Genomic DNA, 21522 nt, shown 5'->3' on the forward strand with positions numbered 1-21522 from the left:
CTTCACACCCGCCTCCGGTCCTGGCCGCCCGCACTCCTGTCCACCGGCGCGCCGCCCGGCCGGGCCACCACGCGCGCGCCGTTGCCCGGCAGCGCCGCCGGGTCCACGGCCGGCGGGGCCTGCCGCGTCTGCGGAGGTACGGACGCACCGCGACGCGTCGTCGTCAGCGGCACCCCGGCCTCGTTCAGCCCCAGGTTGCGCCGCGAGTCCGCAGGCTCCAGCGGGATCGGCGAACCGCGCAGCGCGTCGCCCGCCGCGCACGGCAGCGTCAGCCGGAACTGGGAACCACCGCCCGGCTCGCCCCACGCCTGCAGCCAGCCGCCGTGCAGCCGCGCGTCCTCCACCGCGATGGAAAGCCCCAGACCGGTGCCACCGGTCGTCCGCGCACGCGCCGGATCGGCCCGCCAGAAGCGGTTGAACACCCGTGTCGCCTCACCCGGTTTGAGCCCCACACCGTAGTCGCGGACGGCCACCGCGACCGCGCCGCCGGCCATCGCCAGCCGCACGACCACGTCCCGCCCGTCCCCGTGCTCCACGGCGTTGACGACGAGGTTGCGCAGCACCCGCTCCACGCGCCGGGAATCCGCCTCCGCGACCACCGGCTCCTCCGCGCCCTCCACGAGCAGCCGGCTGCCCTTGCGCTCCGCCAGTGGCAGCGCGCCCTCGATCACCCGGTTCACCACATCCCGCAGGTCGACCGGCTCCGCCTCCAGCGCGGCCGCGCCCGCGTCGAACCGGCTGATCTCCAGCAGGTCGGCCAGCAGCGACTCGAAACGGTCCAACTGCCCGCACAGCAGCTCCGCCGAGCGCGCCGTGACCGGGTCGAAGCCGTCCCGCGCCTCGTGAATGACCTCCGCCGCCATCCGTACGGTGGTCAGCGGCGTCCGCAGCTCGTGCGACACGTCGGAGACGAACCGCCGCTGCATCCGCGACAGCTCCTCCAACTGCTGGATCTTCACCTGGAGGTTCTGCGCCATCTTGTTGAACGCCTCGCCGAGCCGGGCGATGTCGTCCTCGCCGCTGACCTTCATCCGCTCCTGGAGCACCCCCGCGGCGAGCCGCTCGGAGATGCTGGCGGCCATCCGCACGGGCGTGACGATCTGCCGCACGACCAGCCAGGCGATGGCCCCGAGCAGTACGACGAGGAACACCCCCGCCGTCGCGAGCGTGCCCTTGACCAGGCTCAGCGACTTCTCCTCCTGGGTGAACGGGAAGAGGTAGTAGAGCTGGTACGACCTGCCGTTGACGTCGTAGAGCCGCTTGCCGACGACCAGCGCGGGCTCCCCCTCGTCGGAGCCGTTGCGCTTGATCGAGGTCGGCTCCTCGTAGGCCCCGGACTGGGTCTCCAGCTTGCGGCGCAGATCCTGCGGAATGCTGCGCTCGGGATCGATGTCCCCCGAGGCGCGCGGGCCGCGGGTGCCCACGTGCGACGGGTCCGTTCCCCCCTCGCTGAGCGCCACCACGTGGTAGACGCCCTGGCCGCCGCTGGCGAGTTGCTGGACGAGCCCGGTCAGCCAGGCACCGGGATCCGGATTCCGCCCGCCCGTCTGGGAAGCGTCCTGGCCCCGGCCGTCGGCGCCGATGCCGGCCGCGTCGGCCGCGTCCCGGGCCGCCTTGAACCCGCCCTCCGCCTGGCTCTGCGCGGCGTTGCGCTTGGCCTCCAGCAGGCCGTTGCGCACCTGGCCGATGACAACGAGCCCCAGCAGCAGCACCACGCCCAGCGACATCAGCAGCGTCGTGACGACCACCCGCAGCTGCATATTGCGCCGCCACAGGCGCATCGCGGGCAGCAGCGGACGCCGCACCCAGCGCGCGTACAGCCGCAGCACCGGATGGACCGGCGCGGCGGCGGCACCGTCGGGCAGCAGCCGGCCGGCGCGCCACAGCCGGCGGAAGAGCGATATGCCACCCTCCGCCACGGGCGTCCCCCCTCCGGGGGAGGGACGCCCCGCGCTCCGCCCCGGAGCGGCACCGCGCTCGGTCACGTCAGCTCGGCCCGGCCTTGTAGCCGACGCCGCGCACCGTCACCACGATCTCGGGACGCTCGGGGTCCTTCTCCACCTTCGAGCGCAGCCGCTGCACATGCACATTGACCAGCCGCGTGTCCGCCGCGTGCCGGTAGCCCCACACCTGCTCCAGGAGCACCTCACGGGTGAACACCTGCCAGGGCTTACGGGCCAGGGCCACCAGCAGATCGAACTCCAGCGGCGTCAGGGCGATCGCCTGGCCGTCCCGTTTGACGGAGTGGCCCGCCACGTCGATGACCAGGTCACCGATCGTCAACTGCTCCGGCGCCGGCTCCTCCGACCTGCGCAGACGGGCCCGGATCCGGGCCACCAGCTCCTTCGGCTTGAACGGCTTGACGATGTAGTCGTCCGCACCCGACTCCAGACCGACCACCACGTCGACCGTGTCGCTCTTGGCCGTCAGCATCACGATCGGCACGCCGGATTCGGCACGGATCAGCCGGCACACCTCGATTCCGTCCCGGCCGGGCAGCATCAGATCGAGCAATACAAGATCCGGTTTGGCCTCGCGAAATGCGGCGAGTGCCTTGTCGCCGTCGGCTACAAACGACGGCTCGAAACCTTCACCACGCAGCACGATTCCGAGCATCTCGGCCAGTGCGGTGTCGTCGTCGACGACAAGGACGCGTCCCTTCATATCGACATCATCCCATTACCCGATCGTGACCTGTCACACAGCTCCGCCAGACCACCCTTCGTCACGGGGGAAACAACCCCGTTTTCCGTGACAATCGCGGTCACCAGCTCGGGCGGTGTGATGTCGAACGCAGGGTTGTACGCCTGCACACCGGGCGGCGCCACGGCCACACTCGCAACAGGCGCGCCCCCGGCCTCGGGTGCCGCGGGGAGAGGCCCGGGGAACTCCGTCACCTCGTGCCCGGGCCGCTGCTCCACCTCGATGCCCGTCGCGTCCTCCGTCCCGGGGTCCACGGTCGTGCACGGCGCCACGACGACGAACGGCACGTGGTGGTAGCGGGCCAGCACGGCGAGCGGATAACTGCCCACCTTGTTGGCCACCGCGCCGTCGGCCGCGATCCGGTCGGCCCCGATGAGCACCGCGTCCACCTCGCCCGACGCGAACAGCGAACCCGCCGCGTTGTCGGTCAGCACGGTGTACGCCATCCCGGCGCGCGCCGCCTCGTACGCGGTCAGCCTGGCGCCCTGCAGCAGCGGCCGCGTCTCGTCCACCCACAGGCGCCGCAGCCGCCCCGCCTCGTGGACGGCCCGGGCCACGCCGAACGCCGTGCCCCCCCCGCCGGAGACGAGGGAGCCCGTATTGCAGTGCGTGAGGATCTGATAGGCCCCGCCGGGCAGCAACTCGTCGAGCAGATCGAAGCCATGGCGGGCCATCAGGGAGCTGGCCCGTGCGTCCTCCCGGTGGACCGCGCGCGCCGCGGCGAGGGCCGCCTCCCCCGCCCGCCGGGCATCGGCGCCTGCCTTCAGCGCCGCCCGGTACTCCTCCACGGCCCGGTCGACCCCGAGGGCGAGGTTGACGGCGGTGGGGCGGGCGTGGGCCAGCATCGCGGCGGATTCCTCGACATCGAAGCCCCGCACGGCCGCGAGCGCCACACCGTACGCACCCGCCACACCGAGCAGCGGGGCACCGCGCACCGCCAGCGTCCGTATCGCCTCGACCAGGGCCGGCACATCCGTACAGACCAGCTCGGCCTCCTCGGCGGGCAGCCGGCGCTGGTCCAGCAGGACGATCACAGGGCCTTCGGGTGGCTCCTCCCAGCGCAGAGCGGCGGAGACGGGATAACCGGTGGCGTCCGTGCGGAGCGCGTGCTGATCGGCCATTCACCCAGTCTGCCCCTGGCGGGCCGACTCTTGAAGGCCACCCCGCGCCCTCTCCCTCTTACGAGCCCACGGCGTGCGACGGGCACCGTGACACGATGTTTGTGTAACGGGTTTGCGTCATGGCCCGACGGCCGGAACGGCACGCGGGCCCAGAAGGAGCGACAGAACATGAACGACTCTCCGGGCCCCGGCTCGCCCGGACCCTCCCCCTCCGGCCAGCAGCCTCCCGGCTGGCAGCAGGCCGGCTGGGGCTGGGGCCACCAGCCCTGGGCTCCCCCGCCCCGTGCGCCCCAGCCGGGCGTCATCCCGCTGCGTCCCCTCGGCGTCGGCGAGATCCTCCAGGGCTCGCTCAACACCATGCTCAAGCACTGGCGGACCGTCCTCCCCGTCTCCCTCGGGGTCTCCATCGGCACCCAGGCCGTGGCCACCGTGGTCACCGGCCTGTGGCGCCAGGACAGCGAGGCGCTGGAGAGCATCAGGGACAACGCCAGCCCCCGACGGGTGCTGGAGGCCATGGGCGACAGCATGGGCACCATGGGCGTCACCATGGTGATCGGGCTCATCGGCTCGATCATCGCGGCGACGATGCTGACCGTCGTGGTCAGCCGTGCGGTCCTGGGGCAGTCCGTCACCGCCGGCGAGGCCTGGCGGAGCTCCCGGCCGCAGTTGGCGCGCATGGCGGGCCTGCTCTGCCTCATCCCGCTGCTGATGGTGGGCGTCCTGGCCCTGGGCATGGCCCCTGGCCTGCTGCTCTACGCGGCCGGGGCGGAGCCGGTCGGGGCGGCGCTCGCACTCTTCGGTGTCCTGGCCGGGATGGTGGGCACCATGTGGCTCTGGATTCGCTACTGCCTCGCGGCGCCGGCCCTGGTGCTGGAAAAGCAGGGCGTGATCGCGTCCATGCGACGGAGTGCGAAGTTGGTACGGGGCGCTTGGTGGCGGATATTCGGGATCCAGATCCTGGCGTTGCTGCTTCTTTTTGCGGTAGCCATGATCGTGGAGATACCTGTGGGCATCATTCAATTGATTGCCGCTGGCGATCTTGAATCCGCCGCTTCGTTCAGCTGGACTTCCGCGATCATTACGGGCGTTGGAGCCGTTGTCAGTTCCACTCTCACACTGCCTTTCACGGCCGGTGTGACGGCGCTGATTTACATGGACCAGCGCATTCGCCGGGAGTCCCTGGATGTGGAGCTCATTCGCGCAGCCGGCGAGGCACCGGTCGCCTGAACCGTTCTGCCCGCTCCTTCGGGGGCGGGCAGAAGTCTTCGGGGATCCGGAGCACTTGGGAACCTGTCTTGAAACGCAGAAAAGCCGTAGGTCCCGGATCGTTTCCACGATCCGGGACCTACGGCTTTATCAAATTTAGTTCGGCGGCGTCCTACTCTCCCACACGGTCCCCCATGCAGTACCATCGGCGCTGAAAGGCTTAGCTTCCGGGTTCGGAATGTAACCGGGCGTTTCCCTAACGCTATGACCACCGAAACACTACGAAACATATCAACAACCGGCAATGGTTGTTCGTGGTTTCAGAACCAACACAGTGGACGCGAGCAACTGAGGACAAGCCCTCGGCCTATTAGTACCAGTCAACTCCACCGGTTACCCGGCTTCCATATCTGGCCTATCAACCCAGTCGTCTACTGGGAGCCTTACCCCATCAAGTGGGTGGGAGTCCTCATCTCGAAGCAGGCTTCCCGCTTAGATGCTTTCAGCGGTTATCCCTCCCGAACGTAGCCAACCAGCCATGCCCTTGGCAGAACAACTGGCACACCAGAGGTTCGTCCGTCCCGGTCCTCTCGTACTAGGGACAGCCCTTCTCAAGACTCCTACGCGCACAGCGGATAGGGACCGAACTGTCTCACGACGTTCTAAACCCAGCTCGCGTACCGCTTTAATGGGCGAACAGCCCAACCCTTGGGACCGACTCCAGCCCCAGGATGCGACGAGCCGACATCGAGGTGCCAAACCATCCCGTCGATATGGACTCTTGGGGAAGATCAGCCTGTTATCCCCGGGGTACCTTTTATCCGTTGAGCGACGGCGCTTCCACAAGCCACCGCCGGATCACTAGTCCCGACTTTCGTCCCTGCTCGACCCGTCGGTCTCACAGTCAAGCTCCCTTGTGCACTTACACTCAACACCTGATTGCCAACCAGGCTGAGGGAACCTTTGGGCGCCTCCGTTACCCTTTAGGAGGCAACCGCCCCAGTTAAACTACCCACCAGACACTGTCCCTGATCCGGATCACGGACCCAGGTTAGACATCCAGCACGACCAGAGTGGTATTTCAACGACGACTCCACACACACTGGCGTGCATGCTTCACAGTCTCCCACCTATCCTACACAAGCCGAACCGAACACCAATATCAAGCTATAGTAAAGGTCCCGGGGTCTTTCCGTCCTGCTGCGCGAAACGAGCATCTTTACTCGTAGTGCAATTTCACCGGGCCTATGGTTGAGACAGTCGAGAAGTCGTTACGCCATTCGTGCAGGTCGGAACTTACCCGACAAGGAATTTCGCTACCTTAGGATGGTTATAGTTACCACCGCCGTTTACTGGCGCTTAAGTTCTCAGCTTCGCCCCACCGAAATGGAGCTAACCGGTCCCCTTAACGTTCCAGCACCGGGCAGGCGTCAGTCCGTATACATCGCCTTACGGCTTCGCACGGACCTGTGTTTTTAGTAAACAGTCGCTTCTCGCTGGTCTCTGCGGCCACACCCAGCTCAGAGTGCAAGACTCATCACCGGACATGGCCCCCCTTCTCCCGAAGTTACGGGGGCATTTTGCCGAGTTCCTTAACCATAGTTCACCCGAACGCCTCGGTATTCTCTACCTGACCACCTGAGTCGGTTTAGGGTACGGGCCGCCATGAAACTCGCTAGAGGCTTTTCTCGACAGCATAGGATCATCCACTTCACCACAATCGGCTCGGCATCAGGTCTCAGCCTTAACGTGTGACGGATTTGCCTACCACACGGCCTACACCCTTACCCCGGGACAACCACCGCCCGGGCTGGACTACCTTCCTGCGTCACCCCATCGCTTACCTACTACAAGTCTGGTCCGTCGGCTCCACCACTTCCCTTCACCCGAAGGATCCAGGACGGCTTCACGGACTTAGCATCGCCTGATTCGATATTGGGCGTTTCAAAGCGGGTACCGGAATATCAACCGGTTGTCCATCGACTACGCCTGTCGGCCTCGCCTTAGGTCCCGACTTACCCTGGGCAGATCAGCTTGACCCAGGAACCCTTAGTCAATCGGCGCACACGTTTCCCACGTGTGTATCGCTACTCATGCCTGCATTCTCACTCGTGAACCGTCCACAACTCGCTTCCGCGGCTGCTTCACCCGGCACACGACGCTCCCCTACCCATCCACACACCCGTTAGGGCTGTTGTATGAATGACACGACTTCGGCGGTACGCTTGAGCCCCGCTACATTGTCGGCGCGGAATCACTTGACCAGTGAGCTATTACGCACTCTTTCAAGGGTGGCTGCTTCTAAGCCAACCTCCTGGTTGTCTCTGCGACTCCACATCCTTTCCCACTTAGCGTACGCTTAGGGGCCTTAGTCGATGCTCTGGGCTGTTTCCCTCTCGACCATGGAGCTTATCCCCCACAGTCTCACTGCCGCGCTCTCACTTACCGGCATTCGGAGTTTGGCTAAGGTCAGTAACCCGGTAGGGCCCATCGCCTATCCAGTGCTCTACCTCCGGCAAGAAACACACGACGCTGCACCTAAATGCATTTCGGGGAGAACCAGCTATCACGGAGTTTGATTGGCCTTTCACCCCTAACCACAGGTCATCCCCCAGGTTTTCAACCCTGGTGGGTTCGGTCCTCCACGAAGTCTTACCTCCGCTTCAACCTGCCCATGGCTAGATCACTCCGCTTCGGGTCTTGGGCGCGCTACTGGGTCGCCCTATTCGGACTCGCTTTCGCTACGGCTTCCCCACACGGGTTAACCTCGCAACACACCGCAAACTCGCAGGCTCATTCTTCAAAAGGCACGCAGTCACGACACCGAGTGCAAGCACTCGATGCGACGCTCCCACGGCTTGTAGGCACACGGTTTCAGGTACTATTTCACTCCGCTCCCGCGGTACTTTTCACCATTCCCTCACGGTACTATCCGCTATCGGTCACCAGGGAATATTTAGGCTTAACGGGTGGTCCCGCCAGATTCACACGGGATTTCTCGGGCCCCGTGCTACTTGGGTGTCTCTCAAACGAGCCGCTAATGTTTCAGCTACGGGGGTCTTACCCTCTACGCCGGACCTTTCGCATGTCCTTCGCCTACATCAACGGTTTCTGACTCGTCCAACAGCCGGCAGACTGTTGAAGAGAGATCCCACAACCCCCACGACGCAACCCCTGCCGGGTATCACACGTCGTAGGTTTGGCCTCATCCAGTTTCGCTCGCCACTACTCCCGGAATCACGGTTGTTTTCTCTTCCTGCGGGTACTGAGATGTTTCACTTCCCCGCGTTCCCTCCACACTGCCTATGTGTTCAGCAGCGGGTGACAGCCCATGACGACTGCCGGGTTTCCCCATTCGGACACCCCCGGATCACAGCTCGGTTGACAGCTCCCCGGGGCCTATCGCGGCCTCCCACGTCCTTCATCGGTTCCTGGTGCCAAGGCATCCACCGTGCGCCCTTAAAAACTTGGCCACAGATGCTCGCGTCCACTGTGCAGTTCTCAAACAACGACCAGCCACCCACCACCCCGACACCGAAGCATCGAGTTCACTGGGGCCGGCAGAAGGCAACAAGCTCACGCTCGTACCCTCAGACACCCAACAGCGTGCCCGACACCCTCCACCCAGGACTCACGTTCCACGCCGAAGCAGTACTAATGATCCCTTCCGGAAAGTGCCGAATAGTCAACGTTCCACCCATGAGCAACCGTGCAGAACGTTTGTCTGCAGTCGGCTATGTGCTCCTTAGAAAGGAGGTGATCCAGCCGCACCTTCCGGTACGGCTACCTTGTTACGACTTCGTCCCAATCGCCAGTCCCACCTTCGACGGCTCCCTCCACAAGGGTTGGGCCACCGGCTTCGGGTGTTACCGACTTTCGTGACGTGACGGGCGGTGTGTACAAGGCCCGGGAACGTATTCACCGCAGCAATGCTGATCTGCGATTACTAGCAACTCCAACTTCATGGGGTCGAGTTGCAGACCCCAATCCGAACTGAGACCGGCTTTTTGAGATTCGCTCCACCTCACGGCATCGCAGCTCATTGTACCGGCCATTGTAGCACGTGTGCAGCCCAAGACATAAGGGGCATGATGACTTGACGTCGTCCCCACCTTCCTCCGAGTTGACCCCGGCAGTCTCCTGTGAGTCCCCATCACCCCGAAAGGCATGCTGGCAACACAGAACAAGGGTTGCGCTCGTTGCGGGACTTAACCCAACATCTCACGACACGAGCTGACGACAGCCATGCACCACCTGTACACCGACCACAAGGGGGCGACCATCTCTGGCCGTTTCCGGTGTATGTCAAGCCTTGGTAAGGTTCTTCGCGTTGCGTCGAATTAAGCCACATGCTCCGCTGCTTGTGCGGGCCCCCGTCAATTCCTTTGAGTTTTAGCCTTGCGGCCGTACTCCCCAGGCGGGGCACTTAATGCGTTAGCTGCGGCACGGACGACGTGGAATGTCGCCCACACCTAGTGCCCAACGTTTACGGCGTGGACTACCAGGGTATCTAATCCTGTTCGCTCCCCACGCTTTCGCTCCTCAGCGTCAGTATCGGCCCAGAGATCCGCCTTCGCCACCGGTGTTCCTCCTGATATCTGCGCATTTCACCGCTACACCAGGAATTCCGATCTCCCCTACCGAACTCTAGCCTGCCCGTATCGAATGCAGACCCGGGGTTAAGCCCCGGGCTTTCACATCCGACGCGACAAGCCGCCTACGAGCTCTTTACGCCCAATAATTCCGGACAACGCTTGCGCCCTACGTATTACCGCGGCTGCTGGCACGTAGTTAGCCGGCGCTTCTTCTGCAGGTACCGTCACTTTCGCTTCTTCCCTGCTGAAAGAGGTTTACAACCCGAAGGCCGTCATCCCTCACGCGGCGTCGCTGCATCAGGCTTTCGCCCATTGTGCAATATTCCCCACTGCTGCCTCCCGTAGGAGTCTGGGCCGTGTCTCAGTCCCAGTGTGGCCGGTCGCCCTCTCAGGCCGGCTACCCGTCGTCGCCTTGGTAGGCCATCACCCCACCAACAAGCTGATAGGCCGCGGGCTCATCCTGCACCGCCGGAGCTTTCCACCACCAACCATGCGGTCAGCGGTCGTATCCGGTATTAGACCCCGTTTCCAGGGCTTGTCCCAGAGTGCAGGGCAGATTGCCCACGTGTTACTCACCCGTTCGCCACTAATCCACCACCGAAGCGGCTTCATCGTTCGACTTGCATGTGTTAAGCACGCCGCCAGCGTTCGTCCTGAGCCAGGATCAAACTCTCCGTGAATGTTTACCGGTAATCCGGTGCACACATCACGAGAGCGGAACAGCCAGGCGGAATAAGCCCGGCCGTTCACAGCGTCCTCGCTGTGTTTTTCAAAGGAACCTCATCCCAACCGGCAAAACCAGCCGGGACGGGGTTGTTTTATAGTCTGGCGTTGACTTTTGGCACGCTGTTGAGTTCTCAAGGAACGGACGCTTCCTTCGTACTCACCGAGACTCAGTCTCGGCTTTCCTCCGGGCGCTTCCCTTCGGTGTTTCCAACCTTACCAGATCCGATTTCTCGTTTCCGGCCCCCTGTTGGAGCGGGGTTCGCCTTCTCGCTTTCGCTGTCCGGCGATTTCGACTTTATCAGATTTCGAGCGAACCGATTCACACCGGCTTTTCGATTCCGATAAGGAGTCAAGGTGCTTCGATGTGGAGCAACCGATCGGTCACTGCGCGAAGCCTTGTAGATACTAGCTGCTGATGGCGACTTGGTCCAGTCGTCTCAACCGTTTGAATCTACCTCCCCGGTCGAACCGTGTCAACGATTTTCTCGGGGCGAAGGGAACCCTACCAGGCTCCGCGCCCCCGGCGCACACCCCGCCCCTCAGTCGAAGACCGTCGGCGGGCTCTCCAGGTCCTCCAGCTCGATGCCAGGGGCGGACAGGACCACGTCGCCGGCGAGGTGGACGGTGTGCCGCTCACCCGTGTCGAGGGCGCTGACCTGGTACTCGTCCACGTTCAGCACCCCGTTGTCAGTGGGGTGTGGTGTCCTTCCGACCAAGGCCCAGGACTGGTCGACGGTGAGGGGGGCGAGGACGGGGGCGGTGAAGGCGACCAGGCGGATGCGGGTCGAGGGGCCGCCGGGGGTGAGGCGGAGCAGACGGGCCAGGGCCACGTAGAAGGCGGGGGAAGCGCCGGTGAAACCGTGGGCGGCGACGTTGCCTTCCGTGGCGTGCTCGCCCGACGGGTCCGTGCGGACCCAGGTCACGCCGTCGAGCAGGGCTGCCCGCACCTGCCAGTCGGCGGAGTGGAGCTGGAGGCGGATGGGCCGGCCGAGGGCATCGATCGAGAGATCGGCGGAGGCGGTCCGCTCGCCGGACGGAGCGGTGGTCGTGGAGACGTAGCGCCAGCCGGAGGGGCCGGCGGCGCACTGGAAGTGTTCGTCACCGAGGGGGGTGCGATCGTGCGGATCGTGGAGCGAGTAACGGCCGCGGGGCATGGTGGGTTCCTTGACGCGAACGGGCCAGGCCCCCGCCGCGGGGGCAGGGGCCTGGCCGGCCGGTGGGCTCACCGGCTGCTGACGTTGCTCGTGCCGGTCCTGCCGGCACGGATGCGATCGTCAGTAACGGTAGTGGTCGGGCTTGTACGGGCCCTCGACCTTGACGCCGATGTACGCCGCCTGCTCCGGGCGCAGCGTCGTGAGCTTCACGCCGAGCGCGTCGAGGTGGAGGCGGGCGACCTTCTCGTCCAGGTGCTTCGGCAGCACGTAGACGTCGGTCGGGTAGGACTCGGGCTTCGTGAAGAGCTCGATCTGCGCCAGCGTCTGGTCGGCGAAGGAGTTCGACATCACGAAGGACGGGTGGCCGGTGGCGTTGCCCAGGTTCAGCAGGCGGCCCTCGGAGAGCACGATGAGGACCTTGCCGTCGGGGTAGGTCCAGGTGTGGACCTGCGGCTTGACCTCGTCCTTCACGATGCCGGGGGTCTTCGCGAGGCCGGCCATGTCGATCTCGTTGTCGAAGTGGCCGATGTTGCCGACGATGGCCTGGTGCTTCATCTTGGCCATGTCGGTGGCCATGATGATGTCCTTGTTGCCGGTCGTCGTGATGAAGATGTCGGCGATCTCGACGACGTCGTCCAGGGTGGCGACCTGGTAGCCGTCCATCGCGGCCTGCAGGGCGCAGATGGGGTCGATCTCGGTGACGATCACACGGGCACCCTGGCCGCGGAGCGACTCCGCGCAGCCCTTGCCGACGTCGCCGTAGCCGCAGACGACCGCGACCTTGCCGCCGATCAGGACGTCGGTGGCGCGGTTGATGCCGTCGACGAGCGAGTGGCGGCAGCCGTACTTGTTGTCGAACTTCGACTTGGTCACGGCGTCGTTGACGTTGATCGCCGGGAAGAGCAGCGTGCCGTTGGCCTGCATCTCGTAGAGACGGTGGACACCGGTCGTGGTCTCCTCGGTGACACCGCGGATCTCCGACGCCAGCTGGGTCCACTTCTGCGGGTTCTCACCCAGCGTGCGGTTCAGCAGCGTGAGGATCTGCGCGTACTCCTCGCTGTCCGCCGTGGACGGGTCCGGCGCGGCACCGGCCTTCTCGAACTCGACGCCCTTGTGCACCAGGAGGGTGGCGTCACCGCCGTCGTCCAGGATCATGTTCGGGCCGCCGGTCGGGGAGTCGGACCAGGTCAGGGCCTGCTCCGTGCACCACCAGTACTCCTCCAGCGTCTCGCCCTTCCAGGCGAAGACGGGCACGCCCTGAGGGTTCTCCGGCGTACCGTTCGGGCCCACCGCGATGGCGGCGGCGGCGTGGTCCTGGGTGGAGAAGATGTTGCAGGACGCCCAGCGCACCTTGGCGCCCAGCGCCACCAGCGTCTCGATCAGCACCGCCGTCTGCACCGTCATGTGCAGCGAGCCGGTGATGCGGGCGCCCGCCAGCGGCTGCGTCTCCGCGTACTCCTTGCGGATCGCCATCAGACCGGGCATCTCGTGCTCGGCGAGGGTGATTTCCTTACGGCCGAATGCCGCCAGGGAAAGGTCCGCGACCTTGAAGTCCTGGCCGGTGGAGGTGGTGGTCATACGGGCTGCTCCTCCTGAAGGGCGAGCGAGGGATGGGTACGGCCGTGCGACGGACAGGTCGCGTGCGCGACGGTCTCCATGAGGCTTCCGCTCCCTGAGATTCCCGCGCGTCACACCTGGCCGCAGCGCAGTCCGTCGGAGGCCCTCTCTCCCTCGGCCGGTCCGACGTACGAACCGCCCGACCGCCATCAGCAGCGACGTCTGGCACCGGATCCGAATCTACACCGCACCGTGCGCCGAGCCCCAGCCCCTTCCGGGGCCCGATCCGCGGAGCGAATGGTTCCGGACTGCGCCTGCCGCGCCGACCGGAGCGGGCATCGTCACGCTGCGAGCGTGATACGTAACACAATGCGACTACGGGTGCACCGTCCGGAGGGATCCGGCGGGCGAGGGGGAACGAAGGAGAGGAGGACCCGCGTGACCAGTCCGGCCGTTCCCCCCGAGGGCGCGGGGCCCGATGGGGGTGAAGGTACGAGGGATAACGCCCGGGCCGACGGGCAACGGCTCAAACTGCTCGCCGTCACCGCCTGTCCCACCGGCATCGCCCACACCTATATGGCGGCGGAGAGGCTGACCCAGGCCGCCCGGGCGCTGGGGCATGAGATCAGAGTGGAGACCCAGGGGGCCGTCGGGGCCGAGAACGTCCTCACGGCCCGCGACATCGAGGAGGCCGACGGGATCGTCGTGGCGGCCGACAAGGATGTGGACCTCGGCCGGTTCGACGGCAAGCGGGTGCTGGTCACCGGCGTGACCGAGGGCATCGACCACCCCGAGCGGCTGATCGAGCGGGTGCGTGACGCCCCCGTCCACCGGGCGGGGCGGCCGGGGGGCAGGAGGCGTGGGGGTGCGGTGGTCTACCGGGCGCTGATGACGGGCGTGTCACACATGATCCCGTTCGTCGTCGTCGGCGGACTGCTGATCGCGGTGTCGCTGGCCCTGGGCGGGAGTCCGGGACCGAGCGGTCTGGTGCTGCCCGAGGAATCGGTCTGGAAGCACCTGCACGACATCGGTGCCATCGGTTTCGCGCTGATGCTGCCCGTGCTCTCCGGTTACCTCGCCTACGCCGTGGCCGACAGGTCCGCGCTCGTGCCGGGGATGGTGGGCGGTTGGATCGCCGACCACGGTGCGCTGTACGACTCGCGGTCGGGCGCGGGCTTCATCGGGGCCATCGTCACCGGCTTCCTCGCCGGCTGGCTGGTGCTGGGGATCCGGCGGATCAGGGTTCCGGGGTTCGTCCGGCCGATCATGCCGATCATCGTCATCCCGGTGGCGGCCACCTCGGCGCTGGGGCTGTTCTTCGTCTACGTCCTGGGGCGTCCCGTCTCCTGGATCTTCGAGCATCTGACCGACTGGCTCGGCGGACTGGCCGGAGCGAGCGTGGCGGTGCTCGGGGTGCTCGTGGGGCTGATGATCACGTTCGACATGGGCGGGCCCGTCAACAAGACGGCCTTCCTCTTCGCGGCCGGGCTCATCCCACGGAACCCGGAGGTCATGGGGATGTGCGCGGTCGCGATCCCGGTGCCGCCGCTCGGGCAGGGCCTGGCGACACTGCTGCGGCGCGGGCTGTTCCGGGCGCAGGAGCGGGAGGCGGGGCTGGCGGCGCTGTTCATGGGGTTGTTCGGTCTCACCGAGGGGGCGATCCCCTTCGCCGCGGCGCGGCCCACCCGGGTGATCCCGGCGAACATGCTGGGCGGCGGGGTGGCCGGCGCGATCGCGGGCCTCGGGACGGTGACGGACGGGGTGCCGCACGGAGGGCCGGTGGTGGCGGCGCTGGGGGTGGTGGGCGGTGTGCCGATGTTCCTGATCGCGGTCTCGGTGGGGACGGTGGTGACCGGGCTGACGACCGTCACGTTGATGTCCCTCGGGCGGGAGGCTCCGCGCGCACCCGCCGTCGCGCGCGGGCGGGATCGTCCCTCCACCGCGGTGTCGACGGAGCCGGCCCCGCCGGCAGGACCGGCCGCGGTGTTGTCGGGCCGGCTCAGCGAGCGGACCGTGCGGCCGTGGCTGGCCGCGCGCGACAAGGAGGGGGCGATCCGGGAGCTGGCGGAGCTGCTCGCCGCGGGGGGCGGCGTCACGGACGTCGACGTCCTCGTCTCCGATGTGCTGCGGAGGGAGGAGCGGGGCACTACCGGCTTCGGGGAGGGGGTGGCGATTCCGCACGCCCGGTCCGCCGCGGTGACGGCGCCGGTCGTCGCGTTCGCGCGGTCGGAGGCGGGGGTGGCCTGGGGTTCCCCGGACGACGCGGCGGCACGGTTGCTCTTCCTCATCGCCGTGCCGCGGGGGGCGGCGGCGGACGAGCATCTGCGGATCCTGGCGGCTCTGGCGCGGCGGTTGATGGATCCGGGGTTCCGGCGGCGGTTGACGGGGGCGGTGGGGGTGGGCGCGATCCTGGGGGTGCTGGCGGAGATCGGGTGACGGGCTGTGGGCAGGGTGAGTTTCCCCAACCCCGCCCTTTCACCGTTTCTCAAACGCCGGACGGGCTGGTCTGCGGCCCCGGCCCGCCCGGGGTCGCCGCCGGGTCCGGGCCCGCGGCCGCTGCCGCCTCGCTGTAGACGTCGGGCTCCAGGTAGATGGCCCGGGCGATGGGCACCGCCTCGCGGATGCGGGACTCGGCCGCGTCGATGGCGCGGGCCACCTGGGCCGCCGTGTCGTCGTGGCGCACCGCGATCTTCGCCGCGACGAGCAGTTCCTCAGGGCCCAGATGCAGCGTGCGCATGTGGATGACGCCGGTCACCGTCTCGCCGTCGACGGCCGCCGCCCGGATCCGGGCGACCTGTTCGGGGCCGGCCGCCTCGCCCAGGAGCAGCGACTTCGTCTCGGCGGCCAGGACCAGGGCGATCAGGACGAGGAGGGCGCCGATGCACAGGGTGCCGATGCCGTCCCAGACCCCGTCGCCGGTCGCGATGGTGAGGGTGACGCCGAGCAGCGCGAGGACGAGGCCGACCAGCGCGCCGAAGTCCTCCAGCAGGACCACGGGGAGCTCGGGCGCCTTGGCCGTGCGGATGAACTGGCCCCACGACTGCCGGCCCCGCAGCTCGTTCGACTCCTTGACCGCCGTGCGGAAGGAGAAGCCCTCCGCGACGACGGCGAAGACGAGCACGCCGACCGGCCAGTACCAGTTGTCCAGCTCGTGCGGTTCGCGGATCTTCTCGTAGCCCTCATAGAGCGCGAAGACACCGCCGATGGTGAACAGGACGATGGAGACGAGGAAGCCGTAGATGTAGCGCTCGCGGCCGTAGCCGAAGGGGTGCTCCTCGCTCGCCGCCCGCCGGGCCTTCTTCCCGCCGAGCAGCAGCAGCGCCTGGTTGCCGGAGTCGGCGACCGAGTGCACGCCTTCGGCGAGCATCGACGACGACCCGCTGAACACGAAGGCGACGAACTTCGCCACGGCGATGGCCAGATTGGCCCCCAGCGCGGCGACGATGGCCTTGGTCCCGCCTTGAGCACTCATACGCAGTCGTTGTCCTTTGCTGTTTCTTTGCCGCTTTCGGCGGGCCATTCTCGCAGCAGGGGCAGCGCAAACAAGGGCAGCAAGGACGCGTGAGCGGCGGTCAGACCGCCACGGTGGCGCGGAAGAGGGTGCACGCGCCGTCGAGCACGACGCGCTCCCCGGCCCGGACGAAGGCGGACTCCCCCTGGGCGAGGGAGAGTTCACCACCGTCGTCGCCGCGGAGGAGGGCCGTGCCGTGGGTGCACAGGAGGACCTGCGGAGCACGGGCGTCCAGCGGGTGCGGCGGGGCGCCGACGGGCCGTACGTACCGGGAGAGGCGGAACTCGCCCACCGGCGCCGCGTAGACCTCCTCGCCGTCGGGCCCCGCCTCCGGGCGCAGCACCCCGGGGACGCTCGGCTCGAAGCGGACGACGCGCAGCAGTTCGGGGACGTCGATGTGCTTGGGCGTCAGGCCGCAGCGCAGCACGTTGTCGGAGTTGGCCATGATCTCGACGCCGAGTCCGTCGAGGTAGGCGTGCGGCACCCCGGCGCCGAGGTAGAGCGCCTCGCCGGGCTGGAGCCGTACGTGGTTGAGGAGCATGGCCGCGACGACGCCCGGGTCCCCGGGGTAGTGCCGGGCGACGAAGGCGTAGGCGGCGTAGTCGTCCCGGTGCGGGCCCTCCTGACCGGCCAGCCGCTCGGCGGCGGCGCCGGCCGCGGCGGCGGTCTCCGCCATGGCCTCGCGGTCGGCGGTGAGGACGGCGGTGAGGACCTCGCGCAGGGCGTCGGTCTCCGGGTGGGCGCGCAGCAGGTCGACGTACGGCTTGAGCGAGTCGACGTCGAGGGCGGCGAGCAGGTCCGCGGTGGCGGCCGGGTCGCGGAAGCCGCACAGGCCGTCGAAGGGGGTGAGGGCGCAGAGGAGTTCGGGCTTGTGGTGGGTGTCCTTGTAGTTCCGGTGGGGGGCGTCGAGGGGGATGCCGCGGGCCTCCTCGGCGGCGAACCCGGCGGCGGCGCCGGTCCGGTCGGGGTGCACCTGGAGCGAGAGCGGGGCGGCCGCGGCCAGCAGCTTGAGCAGGAACGGCAGGGTGGGGCCGAACTCGCGGACGGACGCGGCGCCGAGCTCGCCCTGCGGGTCGGCGGCGATGACCTCGGAGAGGGGCCGGGGCCCGTCCCCCCGGTCGACGCGGGACGGGGCGCCGGGGTGGGCGCCGAGCCAGAGCTCGGCCTGCGGCTCACCGGTCACCGGCGTGCCGAGGAGCCCGGGGATCGCGGTGGTGGAGCCCCAGGCGTAGGGGCGCACGGTGTTGGCGAGGCGGTCCATGAGGCGGTTCCTGACGTGTTCGTACGGGTCCGGCCGGCTCGCGCGCCCCGCTAGGGGGTGCCGGCGAGGGCCAGGTAGACGGCGGCGAAGTCGGTGACGGCCAGCAGCTCGGCGGCGGTCTCCAGCGGTGTCCCGTCCTCGGTCGCCTCCAGTTCGCTGATGGGCGTGCCGCGGTGGAGGGCGAGGTCACGGGCGCCGGGGGCCGGTGAGGTGATGGCCGGGGCGCGTTCGCGGAGGAGGACGACCCGGGCGTGCAGCGCCTCCGGTTCGTCCACCCGGTCGCGGAAGAAGTCCTCCGGGTCCGCTCCGGCGGCGAACGCGCCGGAGAGCAGGGTGCCGTGGGCGGTGAGCGCCTCGGGCAGCTCGGCGGCGAGCGCGGGCCGGCCGGCGAGCGCGGCCAGGACGGTGGCGAAGCGCCGGCCCGCCGCGGCGGCGAGGTCGCCCTCGGTCCAGATGAGCGGCAGGGTGTCGGCGAGCTCGGCGGCCAGTGTCTTGGCCGGGTTGCTGTACGTGGCGATCGCCGGGCCGCAGCGCTCGGCCAGCTCGTCGAGCCGGTCGGCGAGCGCGTCGAGCGCACCGGCCGGGGCCTCGAACAGACCGATGCGGTCGGCCAGCACGAGCAGCGGGGTGAGCAGCGACCAGAGGGTGCCGGGGCCGGTCGGCAGGACGTTCTCGCCGTGCTCCGGAACGTCGTCGCCGGCCATCGTGGCCTCGTACGGCGTGCTGGTCAGCGGGATGGCCAGGCCGCGGGCCTGGGCGGCGGCCTCGGCCAGTGGCGAGCCGGCCGGGGTGACGCAGACGACCGAGCAGCCGCGGCGGTAGGCGGCCTCCAGCAGCAGGGCCAGCCCCGGCTCGGTGCCGTCGGGGCTGACGACGAGCAGCAGGTCGAGCGGGCCGGTCCAGCCGGGGAGCGTCCAGCGCAGGGCGCCGGGGGCCGGGGCCACACCGGCCGGGCGGACGGTCGTGACCGGGCAGCTGCCGCCGCACAGGGCGGCCAGCAGGTCGGCGGTGGAACCGGCCGCCGGGCCGGGGCCTGCCACGAGGACGGCGCGCGGGCGGCCGTCCGGCCGCAGGGCTCCGATACCGGCCTCGTCGGCGTTGCGGGCGGCCGTGCGCACGCGGGCGCCGGATTCGGCCGCCCCGCGCAGGAGGCCGTGGACGTCCGCGCGGGACAGGGCGTCGGGGTCGTCCAGCAGTGACTCGTCGAACACCGTTGATCAGTCTCCGATCGCCGTCGGGTACGCGCGGTGGGTCAGGCGGGGCGCCGGGCCTCGTCCACCAGCAGGACGGGGATGCCGTCGCGGACGGGGTACGCCAGGGCGCAGCCGTCGCTCGTGCACACCAGCTCGGCGGTCTCGTCGGAGGCGCCCGCTTCTTCGCGGAGGGGGGCGTGGCACGCCGGGCAGGCGAGGATCTCCAGGAGGCCGGCTTCGAGCGGCATGGGGGTTCCCTTCGGGAGGTGTGCGTCTTCGTGCGGTCGGGCTGTGCGGTCAGCGTACCGCCGGGCCGTGGGGCCACGCGCCGCGTGACCCCACGGGGGTGACGGGCGTCAGGCCCTGACGACGGCCAGCACCTCGTCGCGGACGCGGGCGACCGTCCCGGCGTCGCGGGCCTCCACGTTGAGCCGCAGGAGGGGCTCGGTGTTGGACGCGCGGAGGTTGAACCACCAGTCCGGGGTGGTGACGGTGAGGCCGTCGAGCTCGTCGACGGTGACGTTTTCCCCGCCGGCATAGGCGGCCTTGACCGCGGCCATCCGGCCGGGCTGGTCGGCGACGGTGCTGTTGATCTCGCCGGAGGCCGCGTAGCGGTCGTAGGAGGCGACGAGCTCGGAGAGCGGGCCGGGCTGCTCGCCGAGGGCGGCGAGGACGTGGAGCGCGGCGAGCATGCCGGTGTCGGCGTTCCAGAAGTCGCGGAAGTAGTAGTGGGCGGAGTGCTCGCCGCCGAAGATGGCGCCGGTGCGGGCCATCTCCTGCTTGATGAAGGAGTGCCCCACACGGGTGCGGACGGGCTCGCCGCCGTGCTCGCGGACGACCTCGGGCACCGAGTGGGAGGTGATGAGGTTGTGGATGACGGTGCCGCCGGGGTGCTTGGCGAGCTCGCGGGCGGCGACGAGGGCGGTGATGGCGGACGGGGAGACCGGCTCGCCCCGCTCGTCGACGACGAAGCAGCGGTCCGCGTCGCCGTCGAAGGCCAGGCCGATGTCGGCACCGGTCTCGCGGACCTTGGCCTGGAGGTCGACCAGGTTCTTCGGGTCGAGGGGGTTGGCCTCGTGGTTGGGGAAGGTGCCGTCGAGCTCGAAGTAGAGCGCGACCACGTCGATCGGCAGGCCCTCGAGGACCGTGGGGACGGTGTGCCCGCCCATGCCGTTGCCCGCGTCGACCACGGCCTTCAGCCGGCGGATGCCGGTGAGGTCCACGAGGGAGCGCAGGTGGGCGGCGTAGTCCGCGAGGGTGTCGCGCTGTGTGATCGTGCCCGGCCGGGCGACGGATTCGGGCGCCCCGCCCTCCGTCCAGCCCTCGACGAGGGTGCGGATCTCGTCGAGACCGGTGTCCTGGCCGACGGGCGCGGCGCCGGCGCGGCACATCTTGATGCCGTTGTACTGGGCGGGGTTGTGGCTGGCGGTGAACATGGCGCCCGGCAGGCCCAGGTGACCGCTGGCGAAGTACAGCTGGTCGGTGGAGCAGAGGCCGATCTCGGTGACGTCGGCCCCGCGGGCGGCCGCGCCCCGGGCGAAGGCTCGCGTCAGGCCGGGCGAGGAGGACCGCATGTCGTGCCCGACCACGATCGCGGCGGCGCCCGTCACCTCGACGAAGGCGGCACCGAAGAGCTGGGCGAGCTTCTCGTCCCACTGGTCGGGGACCACACCACGCACGTCGTAGGCCTTCACGAGCTGCGACAGATCGGCCACGGTCAACCCCTCCTGGAGTCCTGGAACAGGGACCCCAACCTACCTGGCGGGACCGACAATCCGGACGGCGGACGGCCGACCCGGCCCGGAACCGGAAGTGGACGGCGTGCGAACAGCGGACGACGGAGCGTCAGGCGGCCGGACGCGCGGCCCACGGGGCGTCAGGAGTCGGGCGAGCGCAGCACCCTGAGATGGCCCCGGCGGGCGACCTCCATCGGGTTGACCTCGCGGGTGCTCGGACCGACGGGCCCGGGGCCCGGGCCCGCGGCGCGCTCCTGCGGATGCGGACGGGCCGCCTCCCGCACGGCGTTGGCCAGTGCTTCGAGGTCGTCACTGCTGGGGCGGGCGGGGCCGGTGTCCACGGCGAGGCGGACGACGTCCCAGCCGCGCGGGGCGGTCAGGCGCTCGGAGTGCTCGGCGCACAGGTCGTAGCAGTGGGGCTCGGCATAGGTGGCGAGCGGACCGAGAACGGCGGTCGAATCGGCGTAGACGTACGTCAGCGTCGCCACGGCCGGGCGGCCGCACGCGGTGCGCGAACAGCGACGTACAGGGCTCACGACGTTGGACGGTACCGCACTCTTGAACGGGCCGCGACGACTCACTCCTGGCTCACCCCTCCTTGTCGTGCCGGAGCGTCCCGTGGACACCGGCCCCGAACCGCCTGGCTGACCTGCACGGGGAGCGATCGGGGCGGGAAGCGCGGCCCTGGGACTCAGTCATCACCTGGCTACCATAGTGTCATTCGGCATGCGGTCACCGGTCTCGTGGGTGGCTTTATCC

The 21522-nt window shown here is 68.4% G+C and carries 13 protein-coding genes and 3 rRNA genes; 2 read left to right on the top strand and 14 right to left on the bottom strand.

Features of this window, described 5'->3' with window-relative positions; translation table 11 throughout:
* Window positions 1-2 precede the first annotated feature (2 nt).
* Genes mtrB through mtnA form a run of 3 tightly spaced genes read right to left on the bottom strand, consistent with a single transcriptional unit; the run spans window position 3 to window position 3824 of the window.
* Window positions 3-1985, bottom strand: coding sequence for an MtrAB system histidine kinase MtrB (gene mtrB, locus AB8735_RS15895; RefSeq protein WP_372408015.1), 1983 nt, complete (start codon window positions 1983-1985; stop codon window positions 3-5).
* A 1-nt stretch (window position 1986) separates the two neighbouring features.
* A complete protein-coding gene (gene mtrA / locus AB8735_RS15900) occupies window positions 1987-2664 on the bottom strand; it encodes a two-component system response regulator MtrA (protein WP_004946863.1) in 678 nt (225 codons plus the stop codon).
* On the bottom strand, window positions 2661-3824 hold the full coding sequence (gene mtnA / locus AB8735_RS15905) for an S-methyl-5-thioribose-1-phosphate isomerase (RefSeq protein WP_372408017.1): 1164 nt from the start codon (window positions 3822-3824) through the stop codon (window positions 2661-2663). Before mtnA ends, mtrA begins: the two co-directional genes overlap by 4 nt.
* A 168-nt stretch (window positions 3825-3992) precedes the next feature.
* On the opposite strand from mtnA, the gene AB8735_RS15910 reads away from it, so the two are divergent.
* Window positions 3993-5051: a glycerophosphoryl diester phosphodiesterase membrane domain-containing protein gene (locus AB8735_RS15910; protein WP_372408019.1), complete on the top strand. Its 1059-nt coding sequence runs from the start codon at window positions 3993-3995 to the stop codon at window positions 5049-5051.
* 138 nt (window positions 5052-5189) lie between these two features.
* Here the strand turns inward: AB8735_RS15910 and rrf are convergent.
* The 5 genes from rrf to ahcY all read right to left on the bottom strand — a co-directional run bounded on the left by rrf (window position 5190) and on the right by ahcY (window position 13083).
* Window positions 5190-5306 (bottom strand): 5S ribosomal RNA (gene rrf / locus AB8735_RS15915).
* Window positions 5307-5380: 74 nt separating this feature from the next.
* Window positions 5381-8503: ribosomal RNA gene (locus AB8735_RS15920) — 23S ribosomal RNA — on the bottom strand.
* A 276-nt stretch (window positions 8504-8779) separates the two neighbouring features.
* Window positions 8780-10305: ribosomal RNA gene (locus tag AB8735_RS15925) — 16S ribosomal RNA — on the bottom strand.
* Together the 16S, 23S and 5S rRNA genes form the textbook arrangement of a ribosomal RNA operon.
* A 585-nt stretch (window positions 10306-10890) precedes the next feature.
* Window positions 10891-11505, bottom strand: a complete 615-nt coding sequence (locus AB8735_RS15930; protein WP_344030477.1) for a hypothetical protein — start codon at window positions 11503-11505, stop codon at window positions 10891-10893.
* A 120-nt stretch (window positions 11506-11625) separates the two neighbouring features.
* The gene (gene ahcY / locus AB8735_RS15935) at window positions 11626-13083 is read right to left on the bottom strand and encodes an adenosylhomocysteinase (protein WP_344030480.1); all 1458 of its coding nucleotides are present in this window, start codon (window positions 13081-13083) and stop codon (window positions 11626-11628) included.
* Between the two features lie 417 nt (window positions 13084-13500).
* Here ahcY and AB8735_RS15940 point away from each other — a divergent pair, with 417 nt between their 5' ends.
* A complete protein-coding gene (locus tag AB8735_RS15940; protein WP_372408021.1) occupies window positions 13501-15498 on the top strand; it encodes a fructose-specific PTS transporter subunit EIIC in 1998 nt (665 codons plus the stop codon).
* Between the two features lie 49 nt (window positions 15499-15547).
* Here AB8735_RS15940 and AB8735_RS15945 read toward each other — a convergent pair whose 3' ends face one another.
* From AB8735_RS15945 to AB8735_RS15970, 6 genes are all read right to left on the bottom strand, one after another.
* Window positions 15548-16534, bottom strand: coding sequence for a cation diffusion facilitator family transporter (locus AB8735_RS15945; RefSeq protein WP_344030483.1), 987 nt, complete (start codon window positions 16532-16534; stop codon window positions 15548-15550).
* 100 nt (window positions 16535-16634) lie between these two features.
* On the bottom strand, window positions 16635-17834 hold the full coding sequence (manA, locus tag AB8735_RS15950) for a mannose-6-phosphate isomerase, class I (protein ID WP_372408023.1): 1200 nt from the start codon (window positions 17832-17834) through the stop codon (window positions 16635-16637).
* A gap of 50 nt (window positions 17835-17884) precedes the next feature.
* Entirely contained in the window at window positions 17885-19045 is a 1161-nt protein-coding gene (locus AB8735_RS15955; RefSeq protein ID WP_372408025.1) for an SIS domain-containing protein, read from the bottom strand.
* Window positions 19046-19086: 41 nt separating this feature from the next.
* Window positions 19087-19275 (bottom strand): Trm112 family protein, encoded by a 189-nt coding sequence (locus AB8735_RS15960; RefSeq protein ID WP_344030492.1) that lies wholly within the window; start codon window positions 19273-19275, stop codon window positions 19087-19089.
* 108 nt (window positions 19276-19383) lie between these two features.
* On the bottom strand, window positions 19384-20742 hold the full coding sequence (locus AB8735_RS15965) for a phosphomannomutase/phosphoglucomutase (protein WP_372408026.1): 1359 nt from the start codon (window positions 20740-20742) through the stop codon (window positions 19384-19386).
* 161 nt (window positions 20743-20903) lie between these two features.
* Entirely contained in the window at window positions 20904-21344 is a 441-nt protein-coding gene (locus AB8735_RS15970; protein ID WP_344030498.1) for a DUF3499 domain-containing protein, read from the bottom strand.
* Window positions 21345-21522 lie beyond the last annotated feature (178 nt).

Origin of the sequence: Streptomyces luteireticuli (genome assembly GCF_041519305.1) — a bacterium.
Lineage (GTDB): Bacteria > Actinomycetota > Actinomycetes > Streptomycetales > Streptomycetaceae > Streptomyces > Streptomyces luteireticuli.